The following is a 17984-nucleotide window of genomic DNA, read 5'->3' as shown; positions in this document are numbered from 1 at the left end:
GAACGGCATCCTCGCGGCTCGCTCGCTAGGCTGACGCCCAGACAACCCCGGGGGTAGACGCAGAGTGACTGACGCAGGAATGGGCAGACAAGCCCAGAGGCCACGGTTCCCGAAGACGCTCGGCGATCTCACCGACCCGAGCAAATGCCCTTCGTGCTTCGAGACCTATGGCGCTCCAGGGCCGTCCTGCCCCGCCTGCGGCTTCACCCGCGACTCGGCGGTCATCAGCCATCTTCTCGACCTCGGCGCGCAGGCGCGCGGCCCCCTCCTGGCCCGCGGTGAGTTCATCGTCGCGGCGAACGAGCAGGCCAAGGCGAAGGCCCGCGCGGCGCGACAGGACCAGCTGGCTCGAGCCGAGGAGACACGACTCCGGGAGGAGGAGCGGGGCAGGAGCCAGGCAAGCGACGCGCTGCTCGCGGCCGACCACGCGAGGCTCCTCGGAGGAGCCGCAGGGCACCTCGGGGCGGATGCCGCTCCGGCTCCGCGGCAGGGACAGGGGCAGGGGCAGAACACGCAGCAGCGCGGCCAGCACGTGCCCGCGCCGGCGCAACAGACGACGCAGCACCCGGCGCCGCAGCCGGCGGAGACCTGGGCCACGCAGCGCGCCCCCTCCGGGTATCAGGCACCACCGGCCCAGCACCTGCCGCCCACCCCGCCAGCTCAGCCGCCCCGACCCCGTCGCTCGAGCGTCCAGCTGCTGCTCCTCGTGCTCGGCATCGGGCTCCTCAGCATCGCAGCGGTCGTCTTCCTCACCTTCGCCTGGGTCGTCTTCGGCGTCGAGGTCAAGGCGGCCATCACCGCCGGCGTGACGCTCGCGGTCATCGCGACCGCCAGCATCCTGAAGCGCCGGAGGCTCTCGGCCACGGCGGAGGGGATCGGCGCGCTCGGTGTCGTGCTGGTCGTCCTCGACGTGTGGGCCGTCCAGGCCACGGGTCTCCTCGGTGCCGGCGACGTGCCGGGAACGCTCTACTGGGGCATCGGCCTCCTCGTCGCGACGGCGGCCTTCGAGGCCTGGCATCGCCTCTCGCACCTGCGCGCCCCCGGCATTGCCGCGAGTCTCACCGTGCTGCCCGCCCTCGCCCTCACCGCGGCCGGAGCCACCGCCACGTTCCTGTCCCCCGTGCAGCGCCTGGTCCTCGCCCTCGTCTTGGCCGGTGCAGCCTCCGCGCTGCACGTTCTGCTGCGCGTCAGGCCGTCCGTCTCGGCCGCGACGCAGGGCCCACCCGCCGCCGACTCGTTCAGCGGTGCAACTCCGCGCTCGCTCGAGCGCTGGATCCTCTCCGTCACAGGCGTCGTCGCCCTGGCCGGCGGCGTGCTCTGCGGCGCGGCGGCGGCAACTGGCAACGACCCCTGGCTCGGGTACGCCTTCCTCTTCCTCATCGCGGCTGCCTCGGCGGCCCTGCTGGCCTGGCTCGTCAGCCAGGAACGCGGAGCACTCGCCGCACGCAGCCTCCTCATCGCCTTCGGCATCCTGACGGCGCTCTCGCTCGGGGCAGTCCCCCTGAGCTTCACCGGGGCCGTGCGCCTCGCGCTCTCGCTTGCGCTCATCCCGATCCTGCTGGCCGCAGCCCAGGTGCTCAGATCCCGACTCGCCGCGACAGCACGCCCGCAGTCCGCCGCGTTGCAGCTCGCGGTGACTTCGCTGAGCTTCACGACGCTCGCAGCGGCTGCGGTCCCGGTGATCTCGCTCGGCCTCTCGGTCGTATCAGCCGACTCCGTGCTGTCCTTCGCCGCCGCTGACCAGGCCGGAATGGCAAGGGCGCTCTCGGGCGCCGAGCTCCGCACCTGGTGGGCCATCGCGGGTGGTGCGCTCGGGCTCGCCGTGGCAGCAGGCCTGCTGCAGCTCGTGCCCGGCCGGATCCGGCAGCTGACCCCCGCCTTCACGGCGGCGGGATCGTTCCTCGCGCTGTGCGCCGCCGCGAGCGCTCCTGGGGCGCCCGCCGTCACCATCGCGAACCTGCTGATCGCCGCGGCCTCCGTCGCGGGAGCGATCGTGCTCGCCCGCGAGCGGCTGGTCCCACCTGCCGCCGCAGTCCCGACCACTGCCCTCAGGATCGTGCTCCAGTGCGTCGCCGGCGTCGCGATCCTCGCGCTGCTGGCGGCGGGGCTCGCGGTGCGACCCGTCGAGATCGGCGCGCTTGTCGTCGGCGCTGCGCTCACCTTCGGCCTCCGGTTCTCGGCCGGGCGCACCTCGCCGCTCCGGCCCGTCCTCACCGCACTCACGGCCGCGCAGCTGCTCGCCGTCCCCCTGCTCGTCGCGTTCGTGCGGGACGCCTGGAGGACCCCGGAGCCATCGGGGACGAACCTCGCCATCACGTGCTCCTACCTCGGCATCGCACTCCTGCTCGCCGCCTCGCTGCTGCTCCCACGACCGTGGCTCTCCGCCGCCGAGCGCATCCTGCTCGCCTCCGCGGCAGCCCTCCCCGCCTTCGTCGCCTCCTTCGTGCTGCTCGCGCTCCTCAGGTCGAGCGCGGCGCGAAGCGACGACGGCGCCCTCCTGACGGACGCCGGTTGGCCGCTCGGAGCCCTCTGGGTGAGCTGCGCCGCGCTCGGCGCGCTGCTGTGCGCCGCGTTCGTGCTCGTCGCCCTGCGCCGCCGGCAGGACGAGGATGCACCCGCCGTGGTGCCGCTCCTCGCCGTCCTGCCCCCAGCCCTCTGGGCAACGCTCGGGGCGCTCGTCACGGCGTTCGTGACGGCGCAGTTCCTTCCGCCGGTCGTGGCCTCCCTCGGCGTCGCCGCCGCCGCGCTGGCTGCCGGTGGCACCCTCGCGGCCCGACTTCGCGGCGCTCAGGGAAGCAGGGTCCTCTCCGCCGAGCTCGCAGCCACCGCCGTCGCGCTCGTCTCCCTCGTGAGCACGCCGTTCTTCACCGGCGCCTTCGGGTCGTCCGCCGGGGCGCAGTACCTCGCGGCGACGATCGCGACCTCGGCCGCCGTGCCGGTGCTGCTCGCGATCTCCCCCGCAGGGCTGTTCCGCGCGCGAGGACGAGCCTCGATCGCCTGGATCGGCGTGGGCCTCCTCACCGCCGCCTGGTACGTCGTCGCCACCGGCACCCCCGGCATCACGAGCTCCGAGGGCGTCCATCTCCCCGCCGGAGTCCCGCTTGTCGTCTCCGCACTCCTGCTCTGGTGGTTCGGCCGGGCGCGGAGCGCTGGCGAGCCGGCACGAGCGGCCGCCTTCGTCCTCGCCGGCGGGCTCGTGCTCTCGACGGTCGTCCCCGCGATCAACTCAGCCGAGACGACCACGGGCACTCTGCTGTACTTCCTCGTCGGCATCGTGGTCGCCCTGGGGGTCGCCCTTGCAGCGAGCATCCTCAGCGTCCCGGCCCACGCGCGTCCGCTGCTCGTCTCGCTGAGCGCCTCGGCCGCCGGCGTGGCCGTGCTCACGGCGCTCGCCCACGTCCAAGCGAACCTGACCGGCGACCTCAACCCGCGCGGCGTGCTCACCGGCCTGATCACGAGCGTCGAGGCACTCGTGTGGCTCACGGCCTGTGTCCTGCTCGTCGGCACCGTGTCGTGGCTCCTGCTGCGCCGCGTCTGGGCTGCGGATGAAGCCAGCGCCCGCCGCAAGCTGCTCATCGCTCTCCTCGCAGCGACCGGCGGCGCCGTCGTCATCGCGCTCCTGCTCACCACCCGGTTCGAGAGCGCCATCCTGCTGCTCGGCCTGGCGCTGCTCGCGGGCCTCCTCGCAGCCGTCCTGCCCGATCGCCTCGTCACCGCCGCCGGCCGCGCCGGACTCGCCCTCGTCGGCTTCCTAGCGCTCGCATCCCACGGTGTCGCCGTGGCGGTCGGCACACCCAGCGGGCCGAGCAGCCCATGGATTCAGCAGCAGACCGGCATCACCGTGCTCCTCGTCGGCCTCGTCGCGGCAGCCATCGTCGTGGTCGCCCGAGTGCTCTCCGCCCCGAACCTGCTCGTGAGACTCGCCAGCTACGCCACCACGGTCCTCGCGACCTGGCTGCTCGTCGACCACGTGCAGGCCATCGGAGTCGAAAGCCTCTCCCCCGTGCAGATCGCCGCAGCAGCCGGAGTCATCGGAGCGCTCACCGCCCTGGCCGGTGTGCTCCTGGCTCCCGAGGGAACGCGCCGAGGAGACGGGATCGCGCTGCGCGCGCTCGGCCTCCTGACGGCGCTGGCCGGCGTCCCCCTGGCGGCGGGAGCCTCACGCGCCCGAGTCGAAGGGTTCGCCGATTGGAGCGCGCTTCCGACCGCAGTCGCCCTGCTCGCGGCCGCCGCCATCGTCGCGAGCCTCCACGTCGGGGCGCGCTCGCCGTACGCGATCCTCCGCTACCTCGGCGTGCCGGTGCTCGCGCTCGCGTGGGTCTGGGAGGTGCTCGGGAACTGGGACGGCTCTTCCTTGTTCGTGGCTTTCGGCGGAGCGTTCCTCGTGTTCTTCGCAGCCGGCACCGCGACTGCCGCGAGCGGCCGTCTCGGCGACGAGCCCCGTCCGCCAAGCGTCGAGAGCCTCCTGTGGCTGGCAGCGGCACCCGGCATCTGGCTCAGTGCGGGCGCGATCGCCGCGGTCGCGCAGCCCCTCGACGAACCCGGCGCCCGCATCCTGTCGCTCTCGGTGCCGGAGCTCGCACTCGCCATCCTGACCCTCGCGCTGGTCGTCGTCTGCACGGTCGCGCCCGTTGCACCCCGGATGCGCGCCTCGGCCAACGCGCTCGGCGTCGGCTCGTCGATCTCGGCCGCCGTACTCGGCCCCGCCCTGGTCATCGCAGCGCAGGGCCCCCTGACCCCGGTCACCCTGCCGCTCTGGGGTGTACTGCCTGCCTGCTTCGTGCTGCTCTTCGCGAGCGCGCTGTGGCGGCGCCAGCACCAGCTCGAGAACCCGCGCCTCGCCGCGCTCGCCTCGACGGTGCTCGTGCCCCTCGCCGTCACGGCGCTGGTGCTCTCCGCCCTCCCGAGCGTCCTGCGACGCGAGGTCGAGAACGGCCAGCAGGTCGCACTCACCTGGGTCCTGGTGCTCTGCGCCGTCACGCTGGCGAGCCTGGTCCGCCCGGAGCTGCTCCCCGCTCTGGCGCCGGCGCAATCCGCCCCCGGCGCTCGGCCCTCGCTGCGCGTCCCCGTCCTCGCGTTCTCCGCAGCCACCCTCGTCGCCATCATCGGCGTCGTGGCCACGGAGGCCCCGGCCCCCTGGCTCGAGCTCGCGACGGCACCCCTCGGCGCCACGCTGCTGGCGGGAGGCCTGTTCTTCCTCGACAAGCGCCCCGCGCTGCGCAGCTGGGCCGCGCTCACCCCGGGCCTGGCCCTGCTGCTGGTCCCGAGCTACCTGGCGCAGTTCGCCGACCCGGCGCCCTGGCGTCTCATCGCCCTCGGCCTCGGCGCGGTCGGCGTCACCGTCTGGGGAGCCACGCGTCGCCTCCAGGCGCCGCTCGTCTTCGGCGCGATCATCACCGCGCTCCACGCGGTCACCGCGTTCCGGCAGCAGCTCGCCGTCGTCGCCGGCGTCGTCCCCTGGTGGGCGTGGCTCGCACTCGCGGGCACGGTGCTCGTCGTCATCGCGACCACGTACGAGGCGCGACTGCGCGACGCGAAACGCGCCGCCGCGTCCATCCGCTCGCTCAGGTGAGCGCGCCGGCTGTCAGCTCACGAAGAACGTCAGAGCTGGCAGCCGGGGCACCAGTAGAGCTTGCGGGCCTGCATCTCCTCGAGGGCGATGGGAGTTCCGCAGACACGGCACGGCTCCCCGGCACGGCCGTAGACCCAGTGCCGGTCCTCGCGGTTCTCGAGTGCCGCCGCCCTCGCCTTCCCGCGAAGCCCGTCGATCGTCATCATCTGGCCAACCTCGACGCCGATCTTGAGCAGCTTCGTCCAATCGCGCCACAGCTCCCCGAGCTGCTCGTCGGTGAGCTGCGAGGTCGGCGTGTGCGGGTTGATGCCCGCCCGGTAGAGCATCTCGGCCCGGTACACGTTGCCGATGCCGCTCACGATCTGCTGATCCATGAGCACGATGCCGATGGGCGTGCGCTTGCCCCGCGCACGCTCGAGGAAGCGCGCCTCCGCCTTCGCACCGCGGTCGACGAGCGGGTCCGGCCCCAGCTTCTCGATGCGCGCAGCGACCTCGTCGCCCGTCATCAGCTCGCACGCGGTCGGACCACGGAGGTCGGCACACGTCTCCGCGGTGAGGAGCCGCAGCCGCACGGCCCCGACGGGCTCCGGCGGCCACTGCGAGAGTTCCTGCTCGCGCTCAGCCTCGGCCATCTTCAGTCGCGCGCGCCTCGGGGCCCCGATGCTCGAGAGCGAGGTCTCACCCCGCGAGTCCTCGATCGTCACGCCGGGACGCTTGCGCGAGTACTCGCCGGTCTGCCCGAGCGTCGTCGAGACCTGACCCGAGAAATCCCAGGCACCGTAGATGCCGAGGTGCACGCGCAACCAGACGCCGCCCTCGAACCGCGAGAACATGTGCTTGCCGACCGCGAAGGTCTCGACCATCTCGCGGCCGTCGATCTCGGCAGCACCCTCGACGAAGCGCCCCTGCGGCGAGGACGCCGAGACGACACGCCCCGCATAGTTCGCAGTGAACTGGCGGGCTATTCGGTGGACGGAGTGACCCTCAGGCATTCCCCGCCGGCGTCTCAGACTCCACCATCGGCGGCACGACGGTGCCGACGGCGCCGAGCACCGACTTCCCGGCGATCTTGCCGGTCTGCTCGTACTCGGCGAGCTGCGAGATACGGCGCAGGTGGCGCTCTTCTCCCGGGAACGGCTCGGCGATGAAGATGTCGATGAACCGCAGCACATCCACGATCTCGTGCTGCCTCGCGCCGATGGAGATCACGTTCGCGTTGTTGTGCTCGCGCGCCAGCTGCGCCGTGGCGTCGCTCCACGCCAGCGCCGCACGCACACCCGTGACCTTGTTGGCCGCGATCTGCTCGCCGTTGCCGGAACCGCCGAAGACGACGCCGAGCGACTTCGAGCCGTTGGCCCAGTCGTTGGCGACAGCCTGCGCGGCGTTGATGCAGAACGACGGGTAGTCGTCGAGGGCGTCGTACTCGGACGGGCCGTGGTCGACGACCTCGTGACCCTGATCGCGCAGGTGCTCCTGCAGCTGCTGCGAGAACTCCAGTCCAGCGTGATCCGTCGCCACGTGGATGCGCATCAGTCGAACACCGGTCCGCGGGTGCGGCTGCGCTTGAGCTCGAAGAAGCCATCGACCGACGCGGCCATCACGACGCCGTCGAAGAGGCGAAGCGCCTCCTCGCCCTTCGGTGCAGGAGACACGACGGGGCCGAAGAAGGCGACGCCGTCGATGGCGATGATCGGCGTTCCGACCTCGTCACCGACACGCTCCATGCCGGAGAGGTGGCTCGCGCGGTAGCGCTCGTCGAACTCGCCGGCGTCGGCGCGCTCGACGATCGACTCGGGGATCTCCAGCTCGGTGATCGCCTCCTGCAGCACCTCGTCGCGGTCCTTGCGCCCACCCGGGTGGATGCGCGTGCCGAGCGCGTCGTAGAGCGCCTTGACCTTCTCGTTGCCGAGGTCCTGCTCGACGCCGGCGACGACGCGGCCGAGGCGAGAGGTTCCCTGCAGCATGTCGCGGTACGACTGCGGGATGTCCTTCTCCTCGTTGAGGAGCTCGAGGCTCATGATGTGCCAGGTGATGTCGAGGTCACGATGGCGAGCGACCTCGTCGATCCATCGCGAGGTCATCCAGGCGAATGGGCAGATCGGGTCGAACCAGAAATCTACTTTGATCGGTGCGGGCATACGCATAAGCCTACTCGGCAGGACTAGGCTGGCCGCGCCGCAAGCCCGGAACCTCCGGGCTCCCTCACACCAAAGGAGCTGGAATGCCCGGAGAGAACCTGACTCGCGCTGAGTCGGTCGAGCGTCGAGGAGTTGTGCTCGGCGTCGAGCACTACGACGTCGCACTCGACCTCACGACGGGTCCTGAGACGTTCCGCTCGATCACGACGGTCACGTTCTCGGCGGTTCCCGGCTCGTCCACCTTCATCGACGCCATCACACGCCAGGTGCACAGCGTCGTGCTCAACGGCGAGGCGCTCGACGTCGCCGCCGTGAACGACGGGGTGCGCATCCAGCTGCCGAACCTCGCCGAGCACAACACGCTCACGGTCGACGCGGACGCGATCTACATGAACACGGGCGAGGGCCTGCACCGCTTCGTCGACCCCGCTGACGGCGAGGTGTACCTCTACTCGCAGTTCGAGGTGCCCGACTCCCGCCGCATGTTCACGGTGTTCGAGCAGCCGGACCTGAAGGCGAACTTCACGTTCCATGTCACGGCCCCCGCGGCGTGGCAGGTCATCTCCAACGAGCCGTCGCAGGCGCCTCAGCCCATCGACGGCGAGCGTGCCGTCTGGCACTTTGCGACGACGCCGCGCATCTCGAGCTACATCACGGCGCTCGTGGCCGGCCCGTACACGGTCGTGCGCGATGAGCTCACCTCCATCGACGGACGCACGATCCCGCTCGCCGTGTACTGCCGCACGTCGCTCGCGCCGAACCTCGACGCCGACAACATCTTCCGCACCACGAAGCAGGGCTTCGAGTACTACGAGAAGGCCTTCGGGGTTCCGTACCCGTTCACGAAGTACGACCAGCTCTTCGTGCCCGAGTTCAACGCGGGCGCCATGGAGAACGCCGGGTGCGTCACGTTCACGGAGACCTACGTGTTCCGGTCGAAGGTCGCGGATGCGGTGCGCGAGCGCCGCGTCGTCACGATCCTCCACGAGCTCGCCCACATGTGGTTCGGCGACCTCGTCACCATGAAGTGGTGGAACGACCTCTGGCTCAACGAGTCGTTCGCGGAGTTCATCTCGACGCTCGCGACCGCTGAGGCCACCGAGTGGACCGAGAACTGGGTCACCTTCAACGCCAGCGAGAAGTCGTGGGCGTACCGGCAGGACCAGCTGCCCTCCACGCACCCGATCGTCGCGGAGATCCGCGACCTCGACGATGTGCAGGTCAACTTCGACGGCATCACCTACGCCAAGGGCGGATCGGTCCTCAAGCAGCTCTTCGCCTGGGTCGGCCGCGACGCGTTCTTCGCCGGCATCAACGCGTACTTCCAGAAGCACGCGTGGGGCAACACGGAGCTGCGCGACCTGCTCGTGGAGCTCGAGACCACAAGTGGCCGCGACCTCACCGAGTGGAGCGCCAAGTGGCTCGAGACGGCCGGAGTCAACACGCTCCGCCCCGTCTACGAGCTGGACGAGCAGGGGAACTTCGCGTCGTTCGCCATCGAGCAGACGGCGACCGCCGAGCACCCCACCATCCGTCCGCACCGCCTCGCGATCGGCCTCTACAACGTGCAGGGCGACGAGCTCGTGCGCATCCACCGCTTCGAGCTCGACGTCGACGGGGCGCGGACCGAGGTGCCGAGCTTCGTCGGCGGTGCGCTCCCAGACCTCATCATCGTGAACGACGACGACCTCGCCTACGCGAAGATCCGTCTCGACGAGCACTCGGTCGCCACGGTGCAGCAGCATCTCCCGAAGCTGCGTGCCCCCCTGTCCCGCTCCCTCGTCGTCAGCTCGCTCTGGGACGCAACCCGGGATGCGGAGCTGCGCGCACGCGACTTCATCCGCACCGTCCTCGGCGTCATCGGCACCGAGACCGAGTCGACGACTCGCCGCACGGTGCTCGGCCAGCTCATCTCCGCAGCCAAGTTCTACACGGCGCCGGAAGACCGCGCCGAGATCGTCGAGGTCGTCACCGACGAGCTCTTCGAGCTGGCGAAGCAGGCCGAGGCGGGATCGGACGCCCAGTTCAGCTTCGTGAAGTCGTTCGCCTCCCTCGCGGAGACCCCCGCGCAGCTCGACGCCGTCGCCGCGCTCTTCGACGGCACCTTCAAGCTCGAGGGCCTCGACATCGACACCGACCTCGGCTGGGAGCTCCTCTACGCGCTCGTCGCGGGCGGCCGCGCCGGCGAGTCCGAGATCGCGGCGAGGCTCGAATCCGACCGCACGGCGGACGGCGAGCGCAGCGCGGCACATGCCCGCGCAGCGATCCCGACGGCCGAGGGCAAGGAAGCGGCCTGGGCATCCGTCATGGATCGCTCGGACGCGACCAACGCCATCGTGCGCGCCACCGTCGCCGGCTTCGACCGAGTCGCCGACGAGGCGCTCCTCGAACCGTTCGTCGACCGCTACTTCGGTCACATCTCGACGATCTGGGCGGACCGGAGCTTCCAGATCGCGGAGACCCTCATCGAGGGCTTCTTCCCCGCTGGCCTCGCGACGGCAGGCGTCCGGGACGCCGCCGACGAATGGCTCGCGAACAACGAGGGGGCGGCGCCCGCGTTCCGCCGCATGATCATCGAAGGCCGCGCCGGAGTGGTGCGCGCCCTCGCGGCTCAGGAGCGCGACGCGCAGCCAGAGTAAGCACGGCAACGCGACGAGGTCGCCTCCCCTGGGAGGCGACCTCGTCGCGTCGCAGCCGGCGGTGTGCTGCGGGCCGAAACGCTACTCGGCGAGTGCCGCCTCGATCGCCGCGACGACCTCCGGAGCGTCCGGCTCCGTCGTCGGGCGGAAGCGGGTGACCTTGCCGTCGCGTCCGATGAGGAACTTCTCGAAGTTCCAGCTCACACGGCCTGCCTTGCCGTTCGCATCCGGAGTCTTCGTCAGCTCCGCGTAGAGCGGGTGCTGCGACCGGCCGTTGACCTTGACCTTCTCGAACATGGGGAAGCTGACGCCCCACGTGAGCGAGCAGTACTCCTTGATCTTGTCGGTGTCGGAGTACTCCTGCAGGAACTGGTTGCTGGGGAATCCGAGCACCGTGAAGCCCTGCGCGCCGTACTGGCGCTGCAGCTCCTCGAGCTTCTCGTACTGCCCCGAGAGGCCGCACTTCGAGGCGACGTTCACCACGAGCTTCACCGGCTCGTAGGTGGCGAGCTTCTTGGCCTCGCCGTCGATGGTGGTGACTTCGATGTCGTTCACGTTCAGGCTCATACGTGTGGCAACCGGAGCAGGCGCCCGCCTATTCCGTATCGACGCAGCTCGGACGTGCCTCACACGAGACGGATAGGCGCATCCGCCTACACTCGAGGCGCTATGGCAGAATTCTGGACTTCCCTCACGACCGCGCTCGCCCCCTTCGACATCCCCATCACGATCGTCTTCTACATCCTCGGGGCGTTCGTGTTCCGGTGGATCCTGCTGCGGCTCATCGACCGCTCGGTGAAGCAGATCGTGAGCGGCGTCAAGAAGAAGCGCGGGGTGACGGACACGCAGGCCATCTCGGTCCGCTCGCCGCTCGCAGCGGTGAGGACGGTGCAGCGCACGCGCACGATCGGGTCGGTGCTGACGAACATCGTCAACGTCCTCATCGTGGTCATCCTCATCGTCATGATCATCGCGAAGATCGATCCGGGCATCCTCGCGTCCCTCTCCCTACTGAGCGCGGCCGTCGGTGCCGGTCTCGGTTTCGGCGCGCAGCGCATCGTCGGCGATGTCCTCAACGGCCTCTTCATGGTCATGGAGGATCAGCTCGGCGTCGGCGATGTCATCGACATGGGCGAGGCGACGGGTGTCGTCGAGAAGGTCGGCGTGCGCATCACGCAGATCCGCGACGTCGAGGGCACGCTGTGGTTCGTCCGCAACGGCGAGATCCAGCGCGTCGGCAGCTTCTCGCAGGGCTGGAACCGCATCGTGTTCGACCTCGCGGTTCCCTACGAGACGTCCCGCGCGCACGTCGAGCGGGTCATGCTCCATGCGGCGAAGGAGCTCACCGAAGACCCGGACTGGATGGACTACTTCATCGGCACTCCCGAGATGTGGGGCATGGAGTCCATCTCCTCAGACGCTGTTGTCCTGCGCCTCACCATCCGCGTCCGCCCTGGCACGCGCTGGGAAGTGGAGCGAGAGCTGCGGGCCCGCACTCAGGACGCGCTAAAGTCGGCCGATATCAACCTGCCGTCCCTGAAGGCGATCGTGCTCGATGGGGCTGACGGCCAGCCGACGGCCGGAGGAACCGCCTGATGACGAACAACCCCATCCACCTCCGGGCCTCAGAGGGCGGGGGCTCTGCCCTGCCGACGCTCTACGACGAGATCGGCGGCATGCCCGCCTTCGACAAGCTGGCCCACGCGTTCTACGAGGGGGTGCGCGACGACGAGCTCATGTGGCGCATGTACCCGCAGGACGACCTCGAGGGAGCGACCTGGCGACTCGGCCACTTCCTCGCCCAGTACTTCGGCGGGCCGAGCGAGTACAGCGCAGAACGCGGACATCCGCGGCTCCGGATGCGCCACAACGCGTTCCACATCAACCCGGAGGCGAGAGAGCACTGGCTTCGGCACATGCACGGGGCCATGGACCAGCTCGACCTCTCCCCCATCCACCGCCAGCAGATGGCCGACTACTTCGACCGCGCGGCGACCGCGATGGTGAACACCTTCGAGCCGAGCCCCGGAGCCGAGTCCGCCTCCTGAGCCCGGCCCCAACGGCCGTGGTCGCCCGACGCGGCCGCGGCTAGACGACGCCCTGCGCGAGCATCGCGTCGACGACCCGTGAGAAGCCGGCGATGTTCGCGCCGATCACGTAGTCGCCCGGCTTCCCGTACTCCTCCGCCGTCTCGCTGCAGCGCGTGTGGATGTCGCGCATGATCTCCGCGAGACGCGCCTCGGTGTACTCGAACGTCCACGAGTCGCGCTGCGCGTTCTGCTGCATCTCGAGCGCACTCGTCGCGACACCGCCGGCGTTGGCGGCCTTGCCCGGGCCGAAGAGGACACCCTCCTCCGCCCGGAACCGGTCAGCAGCCTCCTTCGTGCACGGCATGTTCGCCCCCTCGGCGACGACCCGCACGCCGTTCTTGACCAGCGCCGCGGCAGCATCCCCGTCGAGCTCGTTCTGCGTCGCGCACGGGAGCGCGATGTCGACGGGAACGTGCCACATCGCGGCGGCGCTCGACAGCGCCTCCGCTCGCCCGCCCACCCGGTCGACGTACGCCCCGACACGCTTCCGCTCGACGAGCTTCAGCTGCTTGAGCACCTCGACATCGATGCCGTCAGGGTCGTACACCGCACCGGAGGAGTCGCTGGCCGAGACCACCTTCGCTCCGAGGGCCACGGCCTTCTCCATCGCGAAGATCGCGACGTTGCCGGAACCGGAGACCGCGACCTCCTTGCCGTCGAGGTCGTCGCCCTTGGTCTTGAGCATCTCCTGCGCGAACAGCACCGTCCCATAGCCAGTCGCCTCGGGTCGGACCAGCGACCCGCCCCACGTCATGCCCTTGCCCGTCAGCACGCCGGCCTCGAAGCGGTTGGTGAGGCGCTTGTACTGACCGAACAGGTAGCCGATCTCGCGCCCGCCCACGCCGATGTCGCCGGCAGGCACATCCGTGTGCTCACCGATGTGCCGGTACAGCTCGGACATGAACGACTGGCAGAAGGCCATGATCTCGCGGTCGCTGCGCCCGCGCGGGTCGAAGTCGGCGCCGCCCTTCCCGCCGCCGATCGGCATGCCTGTGAGCGCGTTCTTGAAGATCTGCTCGAAGCCGAGGAACTTGATGATCCCGAGGTTCACCGACGGGTGGAAGCGCAGGCCGCCCTTGTAGGGGCCGAGCGCCGAGCTGAACTCGACGCGATAGCCGCGGTTCACCTGCACGTGCCCGTTGTCGTCGACCCACGGCACACGGAAGATGATCTGCCGCTCCGGCTCGCTCAGCCGGCGGATGACCGCGAGCTCGAAGTACTCGGGGTGGCGCTCGAGCACTGGACCGAGCGTGTCGAGCACCTCGGTCACTGCCTGATGGAACTCCGGTTCCCCCGCGTTGCTCGCGAAGATGTCCTTCTTGAGCCGTTCGATGCTGCGGTCCATGGGTTTCCTCCGGGGGTGCGGCGCACAGGGTGCGCCGGTGCTGAGCGATCGACTCGCTCAGTGGGCGACGGCAGCGTTCAGCGTGCCGAGCTGGATCGCAGGAGCACGTTGCCCTGCGTGGTCTCGAGTCGGAGCCAGGCTCCGGCGGTGAGGATGCGGGTCTCTTCACCCGAGCGCAGGAAGCCGAGGCTGAGGGCGGCGAAGGCGGCTCCGCTCGTGAGGCCGCTCTGCTCGTCGATCACGCGCGTCCAGACCTCCGTGCGCACGCGCTCGACCAGCGCGGTGCCCAGGTTGCCCGGCACGGCATCGGCGACTTCGGCGATGCCCTGGTCTGCGGCGGCGATGAGCGTGGCCGCCGACAGCGCCCCGGCCTGGGTCCAGCCTCCGGTCGGTGCCGCGATGCCCGCCCACGATTCGCGGAGGCGCTCCGGCGGGACGGCGAGGTCGAACCCGACGGCCGCATCCGCCTCCCCTGACGGGGCGTCACCGCCGGCCGTCCGACGGCGAGCAAGGCGATCGAGGAGGCCCCGCAGGGGGACGGTCACATCGAACGCTCCCGCGTGGACGTCGTCGTCAGCCGCCCCCTCGAGTTCGGCTCGCAGCGCGCGGACGCCGAGCACGAGCGGCGAAGTGTCGAGGAGTCCCTGCGGTCGCAGCATGGGAACCCAGAACGCCGCAACCGTGCCGGCCTGCACGATGCGCACGGCCCCGTCCTCGATGCGACCGGCTCGACCGAGGAACGATTCGAGGTCGCGTGCGGCGTGCAGATCGGGGATGCGGAGAACGGGAGACATTGCCCTCTAACCTACTCAGTTCTCCGGGGGCAGCGGGTCCCTAGACTGCTGAGATGGCAGATCTGGTTCCCGAGTCGCCCTCGCACTCACCCGCGCCGCAGCAGCCGGCGCCGCTCTCGTTCGACGCCCTGGAGGCGCTGTCGCCGCTCGAAGCGTTCCTGCACACGCTGGACCTCACCGACACGGGTGCCCGCACTCGTGACGACATCTTCACGGGTCCGAGCCAATGGATGCCCCACGGCCGCGTGTTCGGCGGCCAGGTGGCGGCCCAGTCGCTGGTGGCGGCCGCCAGGACCGTGTCGGGCGAGCGCCCCGTGCATTCCATGCACGGCTACTTCCTGCGTCCCGGCGACGTGAAGCTGCCGATCACGTTCGCCGTCGACCGCATCCACGACGGAAACTCGTTCACGACGCGCGCCGTGAGCGCGTTCCAGAGCGGGCAGCCGATCTGGTCGATGATCGCGTCGTTCCAGGACGTGGACGATGGGTTCGAGCACGAGGTGTCTATGCCGGAGGGCATCCCCGATCCGGATGACCTCCCGAGTGAGGCCGATCTCCTCGAGACGGTGAAGGCGACGCTCGGCGCTGAGGCGCCGGAGTCCCTCGCCGCGTACTGGCTGATGAAGCGGCCGTTCACGATGCGGCACGTCAACGGGCCCGTGTACCTCGAGCCCGCCGCCGATCAGACGCCGGCGCAGGCGGTGTGGATCAAGGCGGTGGAGCGCATGCCGGACGACCCGCTGCTGCACCGCGCGGCGATCGCGTACGCAAGCGACTACTCGATCCTCGAGCCCATCATGCGTGGGCACGGCCTGACCTGGTCGACGCCGGGGCTGCGAGCTGCGAGTCTCGACCACGGCGTGTGGTGGCATCGGGATGCGCGGGCTGACGAGTGGCTGCTCTATGTGCAGGACTCCCCGGTCGCGCGCGGCGGGCGTGGCCTCTCGCGAGGCCAGCTGTTCTCGCGTGACGGCGCGCTCGTCGCGACGGTGGCCCAGGAGGGCATGGTTCGCCGCAAGCGCCGCTGAACCGCAGCGCTGGGGGCCAGGGCGCCAGGAAGGCCAATAGCGCCCCGCGCCCGGTCAGGCGTTGCTGCGGCCGCCGCGGAACGTGAGGGGCTCGTCGAGGTAGGCGGTCCAGGCGTCGCGTTCGCGGTCGTTGATGCGCCGCGGCCGCTGGGTCGCCGCGTCGATGAACACGAGCGTCGAGGACGCGATGACGTACTTCGTGCGTTCGCCGCCCTCTGGCTGTGCGTCTTCGGGGCTCCAGATCTCGTAGTCGACCTCCGCGCTGGCGGCGCCCATCTTGGAGATCCACAGCTGCACGTCGAGGGGCTTCGTGGAGTACGGGATCGGGGCGAGGTACTCGATCTCGTTGCGGGCGATGAGGGTGAGCGTGTCGCCACCCTCCGCGGCCGCGTCGATGATCGCGAGGGGGCGCTCGTCGTCGTTGGATGCGCCGATGTTCCAGAACGCGCGGACTCGGGCCTCCTCGAGGAGGGTGAGCACACGCGAGTTGTTGACGTGGTTGTAGGCGTCGAGGTCGCTCCAGCGGAGGAGCGTGGGAACGTGGAAGCGCATCGGAGTCGGTGGTCCTTCGTGTCTGCTTGGCGCCGGCGCGAGCCGACGTCGTCTGGCGGGGTGGGACGAGGAAACCCCGGGGTCGCACTGTGCGACCCCGGGGTTCTTGGTGGGACTAGTCCCTCGTGAGCTTGCGGTAGGTCATCCGCGACGGCTTCGCCGCGTCTGGGCCGAGGCGCTCGATCTTGTTCTCCTCGTAGCCCTCGAAGTTGCCCTCGAACCAGTGCCAGTGGCTCGGGTCTTCCTCGGTGCCCTCGTAGGCGAGGATGTGCGTGGCGATGCGGTCGAGGAACCACCGGTCGTGCGTGATGACCACGGCGCAGCCGGGGTACTCGAGCAGCGCGTTCTCAAGGCTCGAGAGCGTTTCGACGTCGAGGTCGTTCGTGGGCTCGTCGAGCAGCAGCAGGTTGCCGCCCTGCTTGAGGGTGAGCGCCAGGTTGAGGCGGTTGCGCTCACCACCGGAGAGCACGCCTGCCTTCTTCTGCTGGTCTGGTCCCTTGAACCCGAAGGTGGAGACGTAGGCCCGTGACGGGATCTCGACGTTCCCGACCTGCATGTAGTCGAAGCCGTCGGAGACGACCTCCCACACGTTCTTCTCGGGGTCGATGCCGCCGCGGGACTGGTCGACGTAGGAGAGCTTGACGGTCTCGCCGATCTTGAGCTCGCCACCGTCGAGCTCTTCGAAGCCGACGATCGACTTGAAGAGGGTCGTCTTGCCGACACCGTTCGGTCCGATGATGCCGACGATGCCGTTGCGGGGCAGCGAGAAGCTGAGCCCGTCGATGAGAACTCGCTCGCCGAAGCCCTTCTTCAGCTTGTTCGCCTCGAGGACGATGCTGCCGAGGCGGGGGCCTGCGGGGATCTGGATCTCCTCGAAGTCGAGCTTCCTGGTGCGCTCGGCCTCGGAAGCCATCTCCTCGTAGCGGGCGAGGCGCGCCTTCGACTTCGCCTGGCGGCCCTTGGCGTTGGTGCGCACCCAGGCGAGCTCCTCTTCGAGGCGCTTCGCGAGCTTCTGGTCCTTCTTGCCCTGGACCTTGAGACGCTCCTGCTTCTTCTCGAGGTAGCTCGAGTAGTTGCCCTCGTAGCCGTGGAGGCGGCCGCGGTCGATCTCGGCGATCCACTGGGCGACGTGGTCGAGGAAGTACCGGTCGTGCGTGATGGCGATGACTGCGCCTGGATACTTCTGGAGGTGCTGCTCGAGCCAGAGCACGCTCTCGGCGTCGAGGTGGTTCGTGGGCTCGTCGAGGAGCAGCAGGTCGGGCTTCTCGAGCAGGAGCTTGCAGAGCGCGACGCGGCGCTTCTCACCACCCGACAGGACGCTGACGTCGGCGTCTCCCGGTGGGAGGCGGAGGGCGTCCATCGCCTGCTCGAGCTGCGAGTCGAGGTCCCAGGCATCGACGTGGTCGATGTACTCCTGGAGGGTGCCCATCTCTTCCATGAGCGCATCGAAGTCGGCGTCGGGTTCCGCCATGAGCGCGGAGATCTCGTTGAAGCGGTCGAGCTTCGCCTTCGTCTCGGCGACGCCGAGTTCGACGTTCTCGCGAACCGTCTTCGACTCGTCGAGCTCCGGCTCCTGCATGAGGATGCCGACCGTGAAGCCCGGGCTGAGGGTCGCGTCGCCGTTCGACGGGGTGTCGAGGCCAGCCATGATCTTGAGGATCGTGGACTTACCGGCCCCATTGGGGCCGACCATGCCGATCTTGGCACCTGGGAGGAACGACATCGTCACGTCGTCGAGAATGAGCTTGTCTCCGACCGCCTTGCGGGCGCGGATCATCTGATAAATGTACTCGGCCATGGGTTCCAGTCTAGGAGTTGGTTGGCAC

The 17984-nt window shown here is 69.8% G+C and carries 13 protein-coding genes; 5 read left to right on the top strand and 8 right to left on the bottom strand.

The features are described 5' to 3' along the window. Positions 1-64: 64 nt before the first annotated feature. The gene (locus tag ITJ61_RS16540) at positions 65-5572 is read left to right on the top strand and encodes an SCO7613 C-terminal domain-containing membrane protein (protein ID WP_194686876.1); all 5508 of its coding nucleotides are present in this window, start codon (positions 65-67) and stop codon (positions 5570-5572) included. A gap of 29 nt (positions 5573-5601) precedes the next feature. Here the strand turns inward: ITJ61_RS16540 and ITJ61_RS16535 are convergent, their stop codons facing one another. The 3 genes from ITJ61_RS16535 to ITJ61_RS16525 are packed head-to-tail and all read right to left on the bottom strand — an operon-like array spanning position 5602 to position 7710. Continuing rightward, on the bottom strand, positions 5602-6564 hold the full coding sequence (locus tag ITJ61_RS16535) for an Fpg/Nei family DNA glycosylase (protein ID WP_194686875.1): 963 nt from the start codon (positions 6562-6564) through the stop codon (positions 5602-5604). Further along, complete coding sequence (locus tag ITJ61_RS16530) at positions 6557-7102, bottom strand: ribose-5-phosphate isomerase (RefSeq protein WP_104240752.1); 546 nt, start codon at positions 7100-7102, stop codon at positions 6557-6559. The genes ITJ61_RS16535 and ITJ61_RS16530 overlap by 8 nt, the downstream gene beginning before the upstream one ends. After that, a complete protein-coding gene (locus ITJ61_RS16525; protein ID WP_104240751.1) occupies positions 7102-7710 on the bottom strand; it encodes a DsbA family protein in 609 nt (202 codons plus the stop codon). Before ITJ61_RS16525 ends, ITJ61_RS16530 begins: the two co-directional genes overlap by 1 nt. Positions 7711-7793: 83 nt before the next feature. Between ITJ61_RS16525 and pepN the strand changes: the two genes are divergently transcribed. After that, on the top strand, positions 7794-10349 hold the full coding sequence (pepN, locus tag ITJ61_RS16520) for an aminopeptidase N (RefSeq protein ID WP_194686874.1): 2556 nt from the start codon (positions 7794-7796) through the stop codon (positions 10347-10349). An 81-nt stretch (positions 10350-10430) separates the two neighbouring features. Here the strand turns inward: pepN and ITJ61_RS16515 are convergent, their stop codons facing one another. After that, positions 10431-10910 (bottom strand): glutathione peroxidase, encoded by a 480-nt coding sequence (locus tag ITJ61_RS16515; RefSeq protein ID WP_374953225.1) that lies wholly within the window; start codon positions 10908-10910, stop codon positions 10431-10433. Positions 10911-11018: 108 nt separating this feature from the next. Between ITJ61_RS16515 and ITJ61_RS16510 the strand changes: the two genes are divergently transcribed. Beyond that, a complete protein-coding gene (locus ITJ61_RS16510; RefSeq protein WP_194686873.1) occupies positions 11019-11945 on the top strand; it encodes a mechanosensitive ion channel family protein in 927 nt (308 codons plus the stop codon). Continuing rightward, a complete protein-coding gene (locus ITJ61_RS16505; RefSeq protein WP_323744398.1) occupies positions 11945-12397 on the top strand; it encodes a globin in 453 nt (150 codons plus the stop codon). Before ITJ61_RS16510 ends, ITJ61_RS16505 begins: the two co-directional genes overlap by 1 nt. A 40-nt stretch (positions 12398-12437) precedes the next feature. Here ITJ61_RS16505 and gdhA read toward each other — a convergent pair whose 3' ends face one another. Then, positions 12438-13784 (bottom strand): NADP-specific glutamate dehydrogenase, encoded by a 1347-nt coding sequence (gene gdhA / locus ITJ61_RS16500; RefSeq protein WP_104240746.1) that lies wholly within the window; start codon positions 13782-13784, stop codon positions 12438-12440. Between the two features lie 77 nt (positions 13785-13861). Further along, entirely contained in the window at positions 13862-14578 is a 717-nt protein-coding gene (locus tag ITJ61_RS16495; RefSeq protein WP_104306285.1) for a hypothetical protein, read from the bottom strand. A gap of 53 nt (positions 14579-14631) precedes the next feature. Here ITJ61_RS16495 and ITJ61_RS16490 point away from each other — a divergent pair, with 53 nt between their 5' ends. Then, positions 14632-15606 carry an acyl-CoA thioesterase gene (locus ITJ61_RS16490; RefSeq protein WP_104298875.1) on the top strand — a complete coding sequence of 325 codons (975 nt, stop codon included), beginning with the start codon at positions 14632-14634 and terminating at the stop codon, positions 15604-15606. 54 nt (positions 15607-15660) lie between these two features. On the opposite strand, the gene ITJ61_RS16485 is transcribed toward ITJ61_RS16490, so the two are convergent. Both ITJ61_RS16485 and ettA read right to left on the bottom strand, forming a co-directional pair. After that, on the bottom strand, positions 15661-16158 hold the full coding sequence (locus tag ITJ61_RS16485) for an acyl-CoA thioesterase (protein ID WP_104240743.1): 498 nt from the start codon (positions 16156-16158) through the stop codon (positions 15661-15663). Between the two features lie 115 nt (positions 16159-16273). After that, the gene (ettA, locus tag ITJ61_RS16480) at positions 16274-17956 is read right to left on the bottom strand and encodes an energy-dependent translational throttle protein EttA (RefSeq protein ID WP_104240742.1); all 1683 of its coding nucleotides are present in this window, start codon (positions 17954-17956) and stop codon (positions 16274-16276) included. Positions 17957-17984: the final 28 nt, after the last annotated feature.

It is taken from the genome of Pseudoclavibacter sp. VKM Ac-2888 (genome assembly GCF_015351285.1).
GTDB lineage: Bacteria > Actinomycetota > Actinomycetes > Actinomycetales > Microbacteriaceae > Pseudoclavibacter.
This window is presented reverse-complemented; position numbering and strand designations above follow the sequence as displayed.

Excerpts from the sequence above, each read along its gene's own strand:
- ITJ61_RS16535 (WP_194686875.1), bottom strand. The coding sequence starts at position 6,564 with ATGCCTGAGGGTCACTCCGTCCACCGAATAGCCCGCCAGTTCACTGCG.
- ITJ61_RS16485 (WP_104240743.1), bottom strand. The coding sequence starts at position 16,158 with ATGCGCTTCCACGTTCCCACGCTCCTCCGCTGGAGCGACCTCGACGCC.
- ITJ61_RS16490 (WP_104298875.1), top strand. The coding sequence starts at position 14,632 with ATGGCAGATCTGGTTCCCGAGTCGCCCTCGCACTCACCCGCGCCGCAG.
- gdhA (WP_104240746.1), bottom strand. The coding sequence starts at position 13,784 with ATGGACCGCAGCATCGAACGGCTCAAGAAGGACATCTTCGCGAGCAAC.
- ITJ61_RS16505 (WP_323744398.1), top strand. The coding sequence starts at position 11,945 with ATGACGAACAACCCCATCCACCTCCGGGCCTCAGAGGGCGGGGGCTCT.
- ettA (WP_104240742.1), bottom strand. The coding sequence starts at position 17,956 with ATGGCCGAGTACATTTATCAGATGATCCGCGCCCGCAAGGCGGTCGGA.
- ITJ61_RS16525 (WP_104240751.1), bottom strand. The coding sequence starts at position 7,710 with ATGCCCGCACCGATCAAAGTAGATTTCTGGTTCGACCCGATCTGCCCA.
- pepN (WP_194686874.1), top strand. The coding sequence starts at position 7,794 with ATGCCCGGAGAGAACCTGACTCGCGCTGAGTCGGTCGAGCGTCGAGGA.
- ITJ61_RS16495 (WP_104306285.1), bottom strand. The coding sequence starts at position 14,578 with ATGTCTCCCGTTCTCCGCATCCCCGATCTGCACGCCGCACGCGACCTC.
- ITJ61_RS16510 (WP_194686873.1), top strand. The coding sequence starts at position 11,019 with ATGGCAGAATTCTGGACTTCCCTCACGACCGCGCTCGCCCCCTTCGAC.
- ITJ61_RS16530 (WP_104240752.1), bottom strand. The coding sequence starts at position 7,102 with ATGCGCATCCACGTGGCGACGGATCACGCTGGACTGGAGTTCTCGCAG.